This is a genomic window from Kamptonema animale CS-326 (assembly GCF_028330895.1).
Classification (GTDB): domain Bacteria; phylum Cyanobacteriota; class Cyanobacteriia; order Cyanobacteriales; family Microcoleaceae; genus Kamptonema; species Kamptonema formosum.
Window position 1 is genome coordinate 55973 of the sequence record NZ_JAQMUA010000250.1, and the last position, 14750, is coordinate 70722.

General features: G+C 44.1%; 14 protein-coding genes. 8 read left to right on the forward strand and 6 right to left on the reverse strand.

All coding sequences use genetic code 11. The features are described 5' to 3' along the window. The first annotated feature begins 165 nt into the window (after positions 1 to 165). Positions 166 to 396: a hypothetical protein gene (locus tag PN499_RS14785; RefSeq protein WP_272032749.1), complete on the forward strand. Its 231-nt coding sequence runs from the start codon at positions 166 to 168 to the stop codon at positions 394 to 396. Between the two features lie 80 nt (positions 397 to 476). Here the strand turns inward: PN499_RS14785 and PN499_RS14790 are convergent, their stop codons facing one another. Beyond that, on the reverse strand, positions 477 to 1412 hold the full coding sequence (locus PN499_RS14790; protein WP_272032750.1) for a DHH family phosphoesterase: 936 nt from the start codon (positions 1410 to 1412) through the stop codon (positions 477 to 479). 65 nt (positions 1413 to 1477) lie between these two features. On the opposite strand from PN499_RS14790, the gene bioF reads away from it, so the two are divergent. Next, a complete protein-coding gene (gene bioF / locus PN499_RS14795) occupies positions 1478 to 2722 on the forward strand; it encodes an 8-amino-7-oxononanoate synthase (RefSeq protein ID WP_272032751.1) in 1245 nt (414 codons plus the stop codon). A gap of 272 nt (positions 2723 to 2994) precedes the next feature. Here bioF and PN499_RS14800 read toward each other — a convergent pair whose 3' ends face one another. The 3 genes from PN499_RS14800 to PN499_RS14810 are packed head-to-tail and all read right to left on the reverse strand — an operon-like array spanning position 2995 to position 5763. Then, complete coding sequence (locus tag PN499_RS14800; protein ID WP_272032752.1) at positions 2995 to 3936, reverse strand: hypothetical protein; 942 nt, start codon at positions 3934 to 3936, stop codon at positions 2995 to 2997. A gap of 7 nt (positions 3937 to 3943) precedes the next feature. Beyond that, positions 3944 to 5557 (reverse strand): glycosyltransferase family 39 protein, encoded by a 1614-nt coding sequence (locus tag PN499_RS14805; RefSeq protein ID WP_272032754.1) that lies wholly within the window; start codon positions 5555 to 5557, stop codon positions 3944 to 3946. A 5-nt stretch (positions 5558 to 5562) separates the two neighbouring features. Then, positions 5563 to 5763, reverse strand: a complete 201-nt coding sequence (locus PN499_RS14810) for a hypothetical protein (protein ID WP_272032755.1) — start codon at positions 5761 to 5763, stop codon at positions 5563 to 5565. A 434-nt stretch (positions 5764 to 6197) separates the two neighbouring features. Here PN499_RS14810 and PN499_RS14815 point away from each other — a divergent pair, with 434 nt between their 5' ends. Then, positions 6198 to 8216, forward strand: a complete 2019-nt coding sequence (locus PN499_RS14815) for an iron uptake porin (RefSeq protein WP_272032756.1) — start codon at positions 6198 to 6200, stop codon at positions 8214 to 8216. 310 nt (positions 8217 to 8526) lie between these two features. Here the strand turns inward: PN499_RS14815 and PN499_RS14820 are convergent, their stop codons facing one another. Together PN499_RS14820 and PN499_RS14825 are read right to left on the reverse strand one after the other, a co-directional pair. Beyond that, a complete protein-coding gene (locus tag PN499_RS14820) occupies positions 8527 to 9237 on the reverse strand; it encodes a (2Fe-2S) ferredoxin domain-containing protein (RefSeq protein ID WP_272032758.1) in 711 nt (236 codons plus the stop codon). A 57-nt stretch (positions 9238 to 9294) separates the two neighbouring features. Next, positions 9295 to 9540, reverse strand: coding sequence for an Asr1405/Asl0597 family protein (locus PN499_RS14825; protein WP_272032759.1), 246 nt, complete (start codon positions 9538 to 9540; stop codon positions 9295 to 9297). A gap of 362 nt (positions 9541 to 9902) precedes the next feature. Here PN499_RS14825 and dpsA point away from each other — a divergent pair, with 362 nt between their 5' ends. From dpsA to PN499_RS14850, 5 genes are all read left to right on the forward strand, one after another. After that, positions 9903 to 10445 (forward strand): DNA starvation/stress protection protein DpsA, encoded by a 543-nt coding sequence (gene dpsA, locus PN499_RS14830; RefSeq protein WP_272032760.1) that lies wholly within the window; start codon positions 9903 to 9905, stop codon positions 10443 to 10445. Positions 10446 to 11091: 646 nt separating this feature from the next. Beyond that, complete coding sequence (locus PN499_RS14835; RefSeq protein WP_272032761.1) at positions 11092 to 12171, forward strand: chlorophyll a/b binding light-harvesting protein; 1080 nt, start codon at positions 11092 to 11094, stop codon at positions 12169 to 12171. Between the two features lie 70 nt (positions 12172 to 12241). Then, positions 12242 to 13717, forward strand: coding sequence for a chlorophyll a/b binding light-harvesting protein (locus PN499_RS14840; protein ID WP_272032762.1), 1476 nt, complete (start codon positions 12242 to 12244; stop codon positions 13715 to 13717). A 197-nt stretch (positions 13718 to 13914) separates the two neighbouring features. Further along, positions 13915 to 14184 carry a hypothetical protein gene (locus tag PN499_RS14845; RefSeq protein ID WP_272032763.1) on the forward strand — a complete coding sequence of 90 codons (270 nt, stop codon included), beginning with the start codon at positions 13915 to 13917 and terminating at the stop codon, positions 14182 to 14184. Positions 14185 to 14213: 29 nt separating this feature from the next. Then, the gene (locus PN499_RS14850; protein WP_272032764.1) at positions 14214 to 14714 is read left to right on the forward strand and encodes a transcriptional repressor; all 501 of its coding nucleotides are present in this window, start codon (positions 14214 to 14216) and stop codon (positions 14712 to 14714) included. The last annotated feature ends 36 nt before the right edge of the window (positions 14715 to 14750 follow it).

The window sequence follows — 14750 nt, forward strand, 5'->3', positions numbered from 1 at the left end:
TCTTTGGTTGGGTGTGTCAGTCCTGTTTTTATTTTGATTTACTGTTGCAATTCGATCCCAATTATGAAAAGTATTGCTACAATTCTGATGTTGGGTTTCACTTCGTTACACCCAACCTCCGGCTACAACTATTACTATTGCTAATTATTTTAGGAGCGCAAAATCATGGGAATTGAGCGGAAAATGTGGCGAGGAATGTTTGCCCCTGGTGAAGTAGTTCAACTCAAACAGCCCTGTTTTACACCTGGACGATTGTTTGAACCAGGGAGATATATTGTTGGAGATTTACCAGATACTGCTTTCGACATGGGTTTAGTGGAACAATTACCACCCGTTAAAGGCAAGAGTGCTGAAATTAGGAATAACGAACCTTCCCCAGAAAATGAGGTCTCTTAAATTCACTCATTCAACTTTGTAACGCCGCCGTCCCGGTGGTTCTTTTACTACCCAGAGGGCGGCGTTACCAGCAATGTTAATTAACCATTCTGATTAATTTGTGCGATCAACTCTTTTAAAACTTCCTCTGCTTTGTCATTATCTATCTGACAAGTCCCTGCATTCTGATGTCCGCCGCCGCCGTATTTCAACATTAACTCCCCTATATTTGTCTGAGAAGTTTTGTTAAAAATTGACTTGCCAACTGCAAAAACTGTATTTTGTTGCTTCAGTCCCCAAAGTACATGAATTGATATATTGCATTCTGGGAACAAAGCATAAATTGTAAATCTGTTGCCCGCATAAATCACCTCTTCATTCCGCAAATCTAAGACTACCAAATTCTGATAAACCTTTGCACATCGCTGGATTTGATCTTTAAACTTCTCTTCTTGCTCAAAGTAAAGGTCAACTCTCTCCTTCACATCTGGCAATTGCAATATTTCCTGAATAGAATGAGCTTTGCAGTAATCTATCAATTGCATCATTAGCTGATAATTCGAGATTCTAAACTCCCGAAATCTCCCCAACCCCGTCCTCGCATCCATCAAAAAATTTAACAACACCCAATTTTCAGGATGCAAAACTTCTTCTTGAGAAAATTGGGCAGAATCCGATTTATCAACTGCCTCCATCATCGCTTCAGAAATCTCAGTAAACTTTTCTTTGCCGCCATAATAACTATACAATACTCTCGCCGCCGATGGTGCATCTGGATCGATAATATGGTTATCTTGAATGTCCTGATTTCTGATAGTTTCGCTGAGGTGATGGTCGAAGGCTAAATAAACTCCTTCGATGTATGGCAAATTTGTGGTAATATCATTACTTGTCACTTCAATTTTTCCATCCTGCATATCTTTAGGATGGACAAACTTAATTTCATTAATCATGTCCAGTTCCTTTAAGAGAACGGCACAGACAAGACCATCAAAATCGCTGCGGGTGACTAACCTGTATTTTTTAGGGCTTCGCATAAGTTTCTCAGATGAGGGGGAAGTTAACATCAGATAATATAACGTATTTCCCGGACTTTTCCACTATGCCTGCTGACGCTTACGCTTGGATAGATAATTCTCTGGCTACTATTCACCGAGCTGAATGGTATCGGTCGGTGCAAACGATTCACGGCCGCCCCGGTGCTACAATTTTGCTAGAAGGTCGCGAACTTGTCAACTTTGCTAGCAATGATTATCTGGGATTGGCGGGTGATGAAAGGCTAATTCAAGCAGCAATTTCTGCTGTTAAAGAATTGGGAACGGGGAGTTCTGGTTCGCGATTGCTGAGTGGACATCGCCAGTTACATAGAGATTTAGAATTGGCGATTGCATCTTTTAAACAAACGGAAGATGCAATTGTATTTAGTTCGGGTTATCTTGCTAACTTAGGTGCGATTGCATCTCTTGTAAATAAGCGGGATCTAATTTTATCGGATCGCTACAATCATTCTAGCCTTAAAAACGGCGCGATACTCAGCGGCGCGACTGTATTAGAGTACAATCATTGCGATCTTAAGGATTTAAGAACAAAGTTGGAAGAACGCACTCGTTACCGCCGTTGTTTAATTCTTACCGATACTGTTTTTAGCATGGACGGTGATTTATGTCCCTTGCCAGAATTATTGGCAATAGCTGAAGAATTTAGCTGTATGCTATTAGTAGATGAGGCGCACGCTACAGGAGTTTTTGGTGAGAATGGTGCGGGTTGCGTCGAGCATTTCGGTTGTACTGGGAAACCATTAATTCAGGTTGGAACTCTCAGTAAAGCTTTAGGAAGTTTAGGCGGGTATGTTGCTGGTTCTAGCTCATTAATTGACTTTCTCCGTAATCGAGCGCCTAGTTGGATTTATACCACAGGATTGACACCGGCAGACACGGCTGCTGCTTTAAAAGCTGTAAATATTGTCCGCGCAGAACCACACTTGCGCCACAAATTATGGGAAAATGTGGAAAGTCTTAAAACCTTGCTCGATCGGCAGATTCCTAACTGGAAGAGTACAGATAAAAATCATCCTGACTGGAATCTTCACCGCAATTTAGAAAGTGAAAGTAAAGAGAATTACCAATCAGCAATTACCCATTCATATTCCCCAATTTTTTGCTTTCTATTAAAAGATGCAGCTCAAGCTTTAGCAGTAGGAAAACAATTGAAAGAACAGGGAATTTTCGCACCCGCAATTCGACCTCCAACTGTTAATTCTAGCCGCATTCGCGTCTCCCTGATGGCAACTCATAAGTCAGTACATATTGAAAAGTTGGTTGAAGCTTTGAGGGTATCCCATTTTTGAAAAGATATAACCCTCCAGCCCAGCGCGGTTTTATTCTCGGAAAAACCGCGATTTTGTAGGGGTAGTGCCCCATAGGTGTCAACTTAGGCTCAAACCCTTAGTCCGACAGGGGTTAAAACCCCTGTCTCAAAGATCAAGTCCTCTGAAGAGGACTAATGAATTTAACAATTTTCTTTAGTCCTCTTCAGAGGACTTTAGCTATTAGACGGGGGTTTTAACCCCTGGCGGGCTTTCGGCTTACCCCTCACCAACTCCTGCCTCCTGCCTCAATACTACTTACCTACCAACTGGCGAAACTTTTTCTTGAACTTATTCTTATAAACATAAAAAGTCCGCTGTAAATCCTCAGTTGTTAAAGCCATCTCCGCCTCTAAACCAGTCCTTCCCCAAGCATCCTCCTGGCACTTACGCCGACAGAAATTCATCGGTTCCGAGTAAACTTCAGAAGTAGAAAGAGTAGGCTTCGGCCCACACCAGTGAATCACAGTCGCGGCAGCATCACCTCCGGGCCCCGCCGCCTCAATTGGGAACCTTTTTCTCAGTAAATTCTGGTCAAAATCTGGCACTAACAATTGCATATCTACATTCTGCACCCGCGCTCTACCTTCCTGAGCCGCACGGGAAATCATAAAGTTCAAAAATCCCATCTCTCCATACTTAAATATCCCTGGATACTGAGCAATGAAATCCAAAATTTCTACATACTCATCCAAGCTGAAAATTCCCCGCTTAGCAAAGAAAGTACCCGTGCAGAAATAGCGAGAGCGGTAATCTTGCCAGCGAAAATCTGGAAAATGCTTCTCAATCCCCGGAACATCAAAGAAAAACTTAGAAATATCTGCATCTGAGTAATTGGCCTCAGTCTGGTCAATAACAAAATCAAAATTATTAAAATCGGCAAACTGAAGAATATCTCCCCAGACAATTGTATCCGCATCTAATACCAGAAAATTCGACCAAGGACTTTCCCAAAATGCAATCATTTTAGTTTTTCCCCAGCCAAAACTTTTCTTCCTCAGAAGTTCGCTCGATACATTATCGTGATTGATAACACGCACTCCATAGGACTTTTCTAGGGGGGCCACTGAAAACGAGCCATCAATCAGCAAACAAATCGGAACATCCCCCAAGAAATACCGGATGCTGGCACAGCAACCTTTAGCAAAAAGATAATCTTGGTCGCAACAGGCGATGATAATGCCAAAGTCTTCCATATATACCTCACGATTTTACTAATTTCCAAAACAATATTTTCTGGGTTTCCCCTAAGTCAACAGCCTCGATTTTATACTTACCTTCTTGCTCAAGTCCAGAGCGCAGTTTGTCAGGGTTTCCGTATATAAACACATCGCTAAAAGCGCTGACGATTTTAGCGCTTGTTTGTTCCTCTACTAATTTAATTTTAGTTGGTATTGAGGAATCTAGGTGAAACAATTGCATACTCACTTTGGGCGCGAATAAATAACTCATCGATAGTATTTGACCGAGAGAAATATTAGATGTATCGCTAAGCACAAGGGGTTTTTGGGTTTCATTAACTATGCGAGCCATTTGGGGATTTTGTCTGCCGGATTCCTTATTCCACCAATTATCAGCTTGCAGGCTGAGTGCCGAGGATACCAAGCCGCTCCCTAGCAGTAGAATAGTAATTGCTCTCCACACTTGCAGTTTCCAGTCTTTTGTAGATGGCATGGTAAGTTTAGTTGCCAACAGGTAAGCAACAGCGATTTCAATCCCCATGTAAGTCGGAAATAAATATCGGCTCTTAGTAGATATTATACTTCGATCTATTATATCTACTAACATTAGTGGCACAGCGCAAGAGCTAATCAATATCGCTACAAAAATCCAAGCTCGTTTGGGAGTATCTAGGCATAAAAAATAAATCCCATATCCCACCATAATTAATAAAATAAAAGTTGCTAGCGTTAACGGAATTAAATATAATAAAGGAGATTTAGATGTTAGACCAAAATCTATAAATATACGTCCGATATTCGCCGCCCAATTATTCAATAATGACAGCCTATTTATCTCTAAGTCTGACCAGGCAGTTGCTACGGTTGCCGCCAATTTATTAGTAACTAAAATCGCTAGCCAAGGTAGGAAGGTAATTAAAGCTGCAACAGATGCTATTACCCAAGCAATTACTCTTTTGGTTAGGTGAAAATTGGCCTCGACAAATACATAAATGCCACTACCGATAGCAACTAAACCTGTAAATAAGTGAGTGTAAAGCCCCAAAGCTAAGCTTACCGCATACAGGCTCCAACTGAGCCAAGTTTGAAGCCGTAAAGCTCGTAGGAGTGAAGCACTGGAGAGCAAAATTATTACTGCCCACAAACTATAGGGACGTGCTTCTTGAGCGTAGAGCAAATGGAAGGGAGAAACGGCTACTAATCCAACTGCAAGCCATGGCACTTTCGGGGCTGAAAATAATTCTTGACACAACCAATAGATACCAGGAAAAGTAAGTAGGCTAATCAAAGCTGAGAAACTTCTTGTACTGGTGGGAGAGCTACCGAATATTTGTACCCAAAATCTGGTAATTATAAAATATAGCGGGGGGAGTTGAGGTTCTTCTACTGCTAGACCTCTAATTGTATCTGCGAGGTTTTTTTCAGAATTAGGTTGCTGATATTGCATTAAATCTTTAGCAGCAATTACGCGACCGTTAGCTACTTGGCTCAATACTTCTACTTCTGTGTAGCCAGATACTCGCAGAGAAGTAAAAACTTCATCGTACCAATAAAATTTATTGCCAAGATTAGTAAACCGAAAACATATTCCTATTACCAATAAAACAATGATGAAAAACTGTAATTGGCTTTTCATAATTATTAGAAAACATAACTATGAAAGAGTATAACACAAATAATCTTGGTTGTCCCTTCCAGTATAGAAAGTTCTAAGTTGTCCTCAAAAACCGCAGATTGGTGCAGAAAGCCAAACCGATTGTTGCCGATCTTGTCTAAATCTAGCTCACATTGACTTCTAGCGCGATCGCCCCCATCCCTTAACTCTACTTTTAGATCGAGCATTGGCCTTCAATCTTCCAGAATCCTAGCAGGTGCAGACAGTAAAGCAACGCTAACCTCGATTCAGATCGTTGACTTAAAATAAAATTATGTTAAAATACCCAGTTATGAGTCAGGGCATCTGTGCAGAAGTCTAAAAATAGGCGATCGCACTAGCGAGTAACAGTCACGCAACGCACAGGGGGGCAAGCAAAACGCGGCTGGTACTCAAAATAAAACCCTGTCAATTGGTGGGAATTAAATTTTCTCCCTTGCTCCCCCAAAAATGGAGAAAATTACCCTTAAGTTGCTGTCAGCTTTAAGCTCAGGTTAAAAAGCTTGACACCGTTACCTTCCAGGCAGTAAAAGAATATTGTCAATCAAGTAAGAAACAAGACAACCTAGCAGTTGGAACTTGATTCTAAATTTAGATGTTGAGTGTGAGGGCGTGAGGAATAATGAATAAAACTTTTTGGAATCTATTACTAGCATCTCCAGCCATGTTGGGGATGTCTTCAATCATCTGTGCCGCTGCGATCGCGCAAGAAGCGCCCACAACCCCTGAAACCACCCAGGTAGCGACAGCTCAAGCTTCCGATCTCACTGTTGCTGAACCAATTGCCGTCCCAGAAACGCTGACCCTAAACACCAGCGCTTCCCCAGCAGAGGAAATTGCAGCAGTTACCCCCCTAGAGACTAAAAACGAAGCACCAACAGAGTCAAGCAGTAATGCCCAGATTCTTGGGAGCGACATCCAGTTAATTCCAGATGCGGCTACCACCGCGCCAGTGAGTACCCCTGCTCCCCTGGAAATTAGCACCGTACCCTCAGCATCCAATCTCTCGCTTCCAACCACCTCGCTCCAGACGGCTCCGGCAACTCCAGCCCCCGCCGCCTTCCCTGAACCAATAGCTCAAGTCCCTGCCGCTGCGCCAACTTCCCCCATGGGCGGGCCCATCCTACCAGCATCGCCCTCAATGCAGCCCAGCGGTCAAGCATCTGGGTCATCAAGCGGTATGGCTCAGGTGACATCTGTTTCCCAGTTGTCTGACGTGCAGCCTACAGACTGGGCATTCCAAGCCTTACAATCCCTAGTCGAGCGCTACGGTTGTATCGCAGGTTATCCCGACGGCACATTTCGAGGCAACCGAGCATTAACTCGTTACGAATTTGCCGCAGGTTTGAACGCTTGCTTAGACCAGATCACCAGACTGATCGGTGGAGCTACTGGTAACTTTGTCACCAAAGAAGACTTAGCCATACTACAACGTCTGCAAGAAGAATTTGCCGCTGAACTGGCTACCTTACGGGGACGGGTGGACGCACTAGAAGCACGGACAACTGAACTCGAAGCTAATCAGTTCTCCACCACCACCAAGCTGAGCGGAGAAGCGATCTTTGCCGTCAGCGATAGCTACGCGGGAGATATTTCTCTCAATGACGACGAGGATGACGATAACGATGACAGCACCAGCACTAACCTGGGCTATCGGGTGCGGCTCAACCTCAACACCAGCTTTACTGGTCGAGACTTATTGAGAACCCGCTTGCAAGCCAGGAACGTTGCCAGATACGATCGCCCCGAAGCGAACAATACCAACATGGCCCGCTTAGGCTTTGACGGTGACGATGGCAACAACTTTACACTAGACCAAGCGTGGTATCGTTTCCCCGCAGGTCGCGCTACAGTCTGGTTTGGCCCGAAAGGACTCTCCATCGACGACATTGCGGAAACGATCACTCCCTTCAACAACAGCGGTGGTGGTGCCGTTTCCCGATTTGGACAGCGTAACCCCGCCGTGTACAGAGGCCCTGAAGGTGCTGGTGTGGGTATCAATTACTCTTTCAGCAGGAACTTCCGGGCCCAGATAGCCTACCTAGCTAATGATGTGGATGCTCCTAACCCCCAAGAAGGCCGGGGAGTTTTCACTGGTTCCTACACTGCGCTTGGTCAGTTAGCCTTCTCTCTGGGGTCAGGGTTGGATGTGGGCCTGACTTACGCCCATAAATACTTCCGAAGTGGCAGTGTCGGTATTAGTGGCGGTACGGGTAGTAACTTAGCTGAACAGCCTTTTGGAAGCGGCGCTACCTCCTCAGATAACTTTGGCGCTCAATTTAATTGGAAACCCAGTACGCGCTTTAATCTGGGCGGTTGGTTCGGCTACACCCGCGCTAACCAAGAAAGAGGAGGTAACGATGAAGCCACAATTATGAACGCGGCTATTACTCTAGCATTCCCAGATTTAGGTCGGCGAGGCAACCTATTAGGTTTCGTCGTGGGTGTACCGCCAAAAGTTACGGATAGCGACGGCCGAGAAGATGATGAAACTTCCTTGCACATCGAGGGTTTCTATCGCTTCCAAGTAAATGATTTTATCTCAATTACTCCCGGTGTTTTTGTGATTACTAATCCGAATCACAATGAGGACAGTGACACAATTTTTGTAGGTGTTTTGCGGACTACCTTTAGTTTCTAGGTATCAGCAGCATCTATAGGACTTAGGCACATAACTAGGATGTTTTATCATTAGCTAAGGCGAGTAACTGAGCGTAGCGTTTGCGTAGTTAAGTTTTTCTCTTTCCCTTGATTTAACATCGAGAATGTTTAAGTCCCGATCTAGTTAAAATTAAAAAAGCGGCTGAAAATTGCCGCTTTTTTATTGAGATTTAGCCATATATAGCTGAAGAAAAAAGGAATAATACCAAGGAATTGCAGCAATTAATTAACGTCCTAATGCGGGCAGTTTAACAATTAACAGTTAACAATTAACAGTTAACAATTAACTATTAACCATTAACAGCAAAATGTTTTTCGATAATTCCAGGGATTTTTGCGGGTTCGATGCGGCTATAGCGAGTTTTATCGGGCATCAAAATAATGTTTGGCCCTGCTTTGCACTGTTTAAGACATCCCGTTCCCTGAATAGTTACGTGGTCTTCCAAGCCGCGATCGCTTAACGCAGTTTCCAAGGCCTGACAGATGGCTCTACCGCCCCGCTTCTGGCAGTCAGACTTTTGACAGACCAAAATTTTAGCCTTAGCTTGAGGGCAATTTGCCTTGGGAGTAACCTTTTTGGCAGAGTCAATATCTCCCCCTTGGCAAGGGATAATAGGAGAGCGATCGCCACAGGAAACAGACAGAGCCGAAGCCAGTTTTTCAATAGATATATCCTCGAAACTTCGAGGCTTGGGAGCCTGGAAATTACCACCAATTAAGGGAGTGATGCTATAAGCTTTCAGTTTAGTTTTGCCATTGTCCAAGTTGAGTTTTTTCTCTCCTACAACCCGAACCGCTAAACCCCGCTTTGCGATTGGAAGCAGAGGCGATGTCTCCGGTTGGCTACGCTTACGCAACTCTTTAGAAATTTTGACGACATACTCCTCCCCCGATGCTGCGGCGATTCGCAAGTAGGAGAGTTTGTAACCATCTTCAAGAATAGAACCGACGATCTGCCCCTCAAGGCTGAATTCTGATACTTCTTTGCGTGATTTACACATGGTTCTAGATTGGTTATAAGTTAACGTTTCAAATTGCTTGCCTCTAGTCAAGCGCTACTAGCTGTTTTTCCAGCACCCTTCCAAACAGGCTTCCAACTCCCAGCGGGGCGATCTATATTGCCTTAATACACTCTCTAACTGAGTAGCTTGCAGAGCACTGTTGATTTGCACCCGCAAAGGTTTGTTAATAGCGCACCAGCAGGTAATCTCTAACTCCTGCAAACGCTGGTAAACTTGCCAGCGATCTACCCAACTGACCTCAACAATGTGACATGGTTCTGATTCTAGCTCTGATTTATTCATAAATGAAATCCATTTGCACTAATTTTTGTGACTGATGACAGGGAGAGAGAAAGGAAAAACAAGGATATACAAGAGCGTAGCTCAAGGATAATTGTTAAGACAGCAGGTATAAATCTTAAAAATTTAACTCTCTGTCTGTATATTCTTCCTTCCCATGAAGTCCTGATTCTCCAGAACGCCTGTTAGATAGTTACTTTATAGACTATAACGCAAGTGCGAGTAATTCTCAATAGACCTGCAAGAAAAATTTACCAACTTGTAAGTATTCCCAGTAGCCTGCTTGGCTGAGCTTGACTCCGTGATTCAGCGTGGTAAACTAAGCGGATTGGCAATAAACTCTGCCTATTGAGAGGGAACAGACTATGGCTGAAACTCACAGTGCAGTGCGCCCGTTTGGCCACCTTGCCGACAATCCAATTTTGCTCGAACATTCAGTCACAGCTCCCGTCTGTGAAGGCATGAATGCTCTGCTGGCAAGTTTTCAGGCCCTTTACTTGCAATATCAAAAGCACCATTTTGTTGTTGAGGGAGCGGAATTTTACTCTCTCCACCAGTTTTTTGAAGACAGTTACGGCGACGCTCAAGATCACGTCCACGAATTGGGCGAACGCTTGAATGGGTTGGGCGGTATTCCTGCGGCTGGCTTTAGTAAGTTAGCAGAGCTCTGTTGCTTTCAACCGGAAGCTGACGGTGCTTATTCCTGTCGCCAAATGCTCGAACACGATCTGAGTGCGGAGCAAGCGATTATCAGTTTGTTACGCCGTCAAGCCGGACAAGCGGAAAGTTTAGGCGATCGCGGTACGCGCTACTTATACGAAAAAATCCTGCTCAAGACAGAAGAGCGAGCTTATCATCTAGCTCACTTCCTAGCGCCCGATACTTTGGTGCAGTTGAGCTTGAACTAAATAGAAGGAGGAATTAAAAATTAAAAATTAAAAATTAAAAATTAAAAATTAAAAAAGTGAAACCTCTTTTAATTTTCTTTGCGTTGCATTTTTAGTTTTGCATTTTTAATTTTTAATTCTTCAGCGTTACACATAAGAAAAAAAGAGCCTGAGAGCTGTACCTCTCAGGCTTTTTGTGTTGGAGCTGGAAAGGAAATGTAACTGGATTTGGCAACATCTGCCCACAGCGAAGGAACCGCGATCGCGAAACTCTCGCTTCCTAACTCCCAAGTTTAGAAAAACTAGCCGTTTGCCCACCTATGCAAAATTTCCACCGCAAACAGCAGCGAGCTTGTTCTCTAACCTTGTCTTATCAGAGAGGAACATATCCATAGCCATCTGAATAACACTCTAGACTTACTAAAATTATTTGTCAATAACCTCTAAAAAATTTTTTTGCCTTAAAAACCACCAACTCAGCATTTACGACTCGAAAACGCTTTGCTTGTATGTATTAAAGCCATTGTTAAAATATATTACAGCTAATTTACCCCATAACTAATGAAATATTTTATAAATAGCCCTTGACAAACCAGAGGAAATTATTGATTATTAATTTCAATAAGCTTTAACCAGCTTAAAACCTACTGACTCAAGAGGTGAACCCATGACCAACATGGTCGCAAAATCCTTTCCAGGCGAAGGAAAATCCTTTCCCTGGTGGGCGGGGAATGCCCGCTTAACAAACCTTTCCGGCCGACTGCTGGGAGCCCACGTTGCCCACGCAGGCCTAATCGTCCTCTGGGCGGGAGCCTACACCCTATTTGAACTCTCCCGCTTCAACCCAGAGCAACCCATGTACGAACAAGGCTTAATCCTGCTGCCCAACTTAGCGCGGCTCGGCTTTGGCGTTGGAGCCGGGGGTCAAATTGTCGATACCTACCCCTACTTCGCGATCGGAGTCATCCACCTGATTAGCTCAGCATTTCTCGGCTTCGGCGGTATCTTTCACTCCCTCAAAGGGCCCGAAACCCTAGAAGAAAGAACCCCCTTCTTCGGGTATCGCTGGGAAGACGCAGACAAAATGACCACCATCCTCGGCATTCACCTAACTTTGTTGGGTCTAGGTGCTGCCTTGTTGGTGGCCAAAGCCATGTATTTTAGTGGGCTTTATGATACCACAATCCAGAACGTGCGGGTGATTTCCAATCCCACCCTCAACCCCGCCACCATTTTCGGCTACCTCTTCGGAGTCAACGGCAAAAACTGGATTGCTGGAGTTGACAACCTCGAAGATGTCGTCGGCGGTCACATTTGGGTCAGCATCCTCTGCATTGGCGGCGGTTTCTGGCACATCAGCACTCAACCCTTCCCTTGGGCAAAACGGCTGTTTGTCTGGTCAGGGGAAGCTTACCTTTCCTACAGCCTGGGAGCCTTAGCCTTAATGGGGTTCATCGCTACCTATTTTGTCTCAGTTAACACCCTGGTTTACTCAGAAGAATTTTTTGGCCCGGCTTTAAATATCGGTTTTGAGCAATTCCCTTACTTCCATCGCGGCGAAATGCTCACTTCTCGCGTTTGGCTAGCAAACGCGCACTTCTGGCTGGCCTTCTTCCTGTTACAAGGGCATATTTGGCACGCCTTGCGAGCCGCAGGATTTGACTTCCGCCAAGGCAAAGTTGTCGAGCCCACCCGCGAAGATATTCAGCCAGAAAGCCGCCAAGTCGCGATGAATCCAGCCAGTTAACTATCGTCACGCCGCCATTCTGGGCGGTCAATAATCCCTCAGTTTTGCTCAATTTAGGAGTTAAGTACAAATGCAAGCAATAGCTGATTCAACATCAATACCACCAACAGAAAACCCAGAACAAGAGTATGGCTGGTGGGCGGGAAATGCCCGTTTCACTAATCTTTCAGGACTACTTTTAGGAGCCCATGTAGCTCATGCTGGCTTAATAACACTCTGGGCTGGGGCGATGACTCTGTTTGAGCTCTCCAATTTCAACCCCGCACAACCGATGTTTGACCAAGGTTTAATCTTGCTTCCCAACTTAGCGCGGTTAGGCTTTGGCGTTGGCGTGGGCGGTCAAGTTGTCGATACTTATCCTTACTTTGTCATCGGTGTTTTGCACCTAATTAGTTCTGCTGTTCTCGGTGCTGGCGGTCTTTATCATTCCCTACTTGGCCCTAGCATTTTACCGAAAAATCATACTTTTTTTGGCTCTTTCGGTTACGACTGGGAAGACAAAGACAAGATGACAACTATCATTGGCATTCACTTATTACTGCTAGGTTTAGGTGCGTGGTTATTGGTAGCGAAAGCCATGTTTTGGGGCGGTGTTTATGACCCCATTGCCGCAGATGTCCGAGTTATTTCTAACCCTACGCTCAATCCTGGCCGCATTTTTGGCTATCTCTTCGGTTTCTGGGGTTCGCAAGGTATGGCCGCAGTTAACAATCTTGAAGATGTCATCGGCGGTCATATTTGGGTGGGGATTCTCTGTATTAGCGGTGGTTTTTGGCACATCTTTACTAAGCCTTTTCGTTGGGCCGAGCGCCTGTTGTTTTGGTCGGGTGAAGCCTATCTTTCTTACAGCTTAGGTGCTCTGGCTTATATGGGCTTTTTGGCAGCCTATTTCGTAACCGTAAATAACACCGTTTATCCAGAGGTTTTCTACGGCCCTGTGGGTTTAACTGACCCTGATGCGGTTGTGATTTCTTCCCGGACTTGGCTGGCAACTGCTCACTTTGTCTTAGCAGTTGTAGTCTTATGCGGTCACATTTGGCACGCGCTGCGCGTGCGGACAAAAGCGGTGGGATTTGATTTTCGTTCTGGGGAGTTTGTGAAGCAATCTCCTAGCGATATTCAAGTTGAAACTGCAATGGGTTCAATGAGCTTTTCTGATGTGACTGTAACTTTCTTGCGGAATTTACCGATTTATCGCAAAGGTTTATCTCCCATTGTCAGAGGGTTAGAGGTCAGCTTGGCTCACGGATATTTTCTAGTGGGAATCTTTGTAGTATTGCTTCCTTTGCAACAAAAGAGCTTAGCACCTTTGGCTGGGTTGCTTGCTACCCTCGCAGTAGTGATAATTTTGGCAATGCTGCTTTCTATTTATGAGCATGGAAAGCGGGAAAAAGGCAATGTTTTCTATTGGCAAAAAACACCTGAAGATTGGAGCTTATTCCGGGGTGGTTTTGTTCTTGGCGGTTCTAGTGGAGCTTTCTTAGCTTATTTACTGCTAGAAAACTTTGCGGGGATTGATGCAATTTTGCGAGGTGTTGTGAACTAAAGCAGGACTTATAAAATTTATCCGTAATGCCGCCAACAGACGCGGTTTCTTTACCGCCAGGATGGCGGCGTTACGTCCAGCTTACGTAAGTCTTGTTTTAGTTTTCCGCTACAGAAACAGAGTTTTGGCGAATTGCCTTACTCTGTTTCTTAATCAAGATTTATGGAAATTGTTTATAAACTTGAGAGAATTGATCTATGAATGTTGTAATTTACTGTTTCTGTACCTGGACGCTACTTGTTCTATTTTTATGGAGTGTTTGGCAAGCATTACGAGAGGGAATTTCCCAACTCACGCGGCTGCATAAAATTCCCTGTTCTGACTGTGAGTTTTTTACTAATGACTATCGCCTTAAATGTACGGTAAGACCTTTTAGTGCTTGTACGGAGGAGGCTATTGGCTGTTCTGACTTTGAACCAAGAACTAGTTCTTGTAATGCTTGTCAGCAACGTTGCAGTAAGTTTTAATCGTAATATTTTGTTTGGAGGATTTTGAGATGTCTTTTTACAAATCTAACTCACTCAAAGCTGAACTTAATCAAAGAGGATGTCGCTTGACTCCTCAACGAGAAACTATTTTGAATGTATTTCAAAATTTGCCAGAAGGCAATCACTTAAGTGCCGAAGATTTGTACAATATTTTGAAGAGTCAAGGAGAAACTATCGGTCTTTCTACTGTGTATCGAACTCTGCATTTAATGGCGAATATTGGCATTTTGCGGGAATTAGAACTGGCAGAGGGTCACAAACATTATGAACTTAATTTCCCTCAATCTCATCACCATCATCATTTAGTTTGTCTGCAATGTCATAAGACGTTTGAATTCAATGATGAATCAATTTTAAAGATTGGTAATAAGCAGGTTGAAAAAGCAGGTGTAGAACTCCTAGACTGTCAGTTGACAGTTAGGACAGTTTGTATAGAAGCTTTGCAGGAGGGTTGGCCTTCTTTACTTCCTAGCAATTGGCTATGTTCGAGACATCACTCGGAAAGGTAAGCTAATGGCTAATGGCTAATGGCTAATGGCTAATTG

Excerpts from the sequence above, each read along its gene's own strand:
- PN499_RS14845 (WP_272032763.1), top strand. The coding sequence starts at position 13,915 with ATGAATGTTGTAATTTACTGTTTCTGTACCTGGACGCTACTTGTTCTA.
- PN499_RS14800 (WP_272032752.1), bottom strand. The coding sequence starts at position 3,936 with ATGGAAGACTTTGGCATTATCATCGCCTGTTGCGACCAAGATTATCTT.
- PN499_RS14805 (WP_272032754.1), bottom strand. The coding sequence starts at position 5,557 with ATGAAAAGCCAATTACAGTTTTTCATCATTGTTTTATTGGTAATAGGA.
- PN499_RS14790 (WP_272032750.1), bottom strand. The coding sequence starts at position 1,412 with ATGCGAAGCCCTAAAAAATACAGGTTAGTCACCCGCAGCGATTTTGAT.
- PN499_RS14835 (WP_272032761.1), top strand. The coding sequence starts at position 11,092 with ATGACCAACATGGTCGCAAAATCCTTTCCAGGCGAAGGAAAATCCTTT.
- PN499_RS14840 (WP_272032762.1), top strand. The coding sequence starts at position 12,242 with ATGCAAGCAATAGCTGATTCAACATCAATACCACCAACAGAAAACCCA.
- PN499_RS14850 (WP_272032764.1), top strand. The coding sequence starts at position 14,214 with ATGTCTTTTTACAAATCTAACTCACTCAAAGCTGAACTTAATCAAAGA.
- bioF (WP_272032751.1), top strand. The coding sequence starts at position 1,478 with ATGCCTGCTGACGCTTACGCTTGGATAGATAATTCTCTGGCTACTATT.
- PN499_RS14815 (WP_272032756.1), top strand. The coding sequence starts at position 6,198 with ATGAATAAAACTTTTTGGAATCTATTACTAGCATCTCCAGCCATGTTG.
- PN499_RS14820 (WP_272032758.1), bottom strand. The coding sequence starts at position 9,237 with ATGTGTAAATCACGCAAAGAAGTATCAGAATTCAGCCTTGAGGGGCAG.
- PN499_RS14810 (WP_272032755.1), bottom strand. The coding sequence starts at position 5,763 with ATGCTCGATCTAAAAGTAGAGTTAAGGGATGGGGGCGATCGCGCTAGA.
- dpsA (WP_272032760.1), top strand. The coding sequence starts at position 9,903 with ATGGCTGAAACTCACAGTGCAGTGCGCCCGTTTGGCCACCTTGCCGAC.
- PN499_RS14785 (WP_272032749.1), top strand. The coding sequence starts at position 166 with ATGGGAATTGAGCGGAAAATGTGGCGAGGAATGTTTGCCCCTGGTGAA.
- PN499_RS14825 (WP_272032759.1), bottom strand. The coding sequence starts at position 9,540 with ATGAATAAATCAGAGCTAGAATCAGAACCATGTCACATTGTTGAGGTC.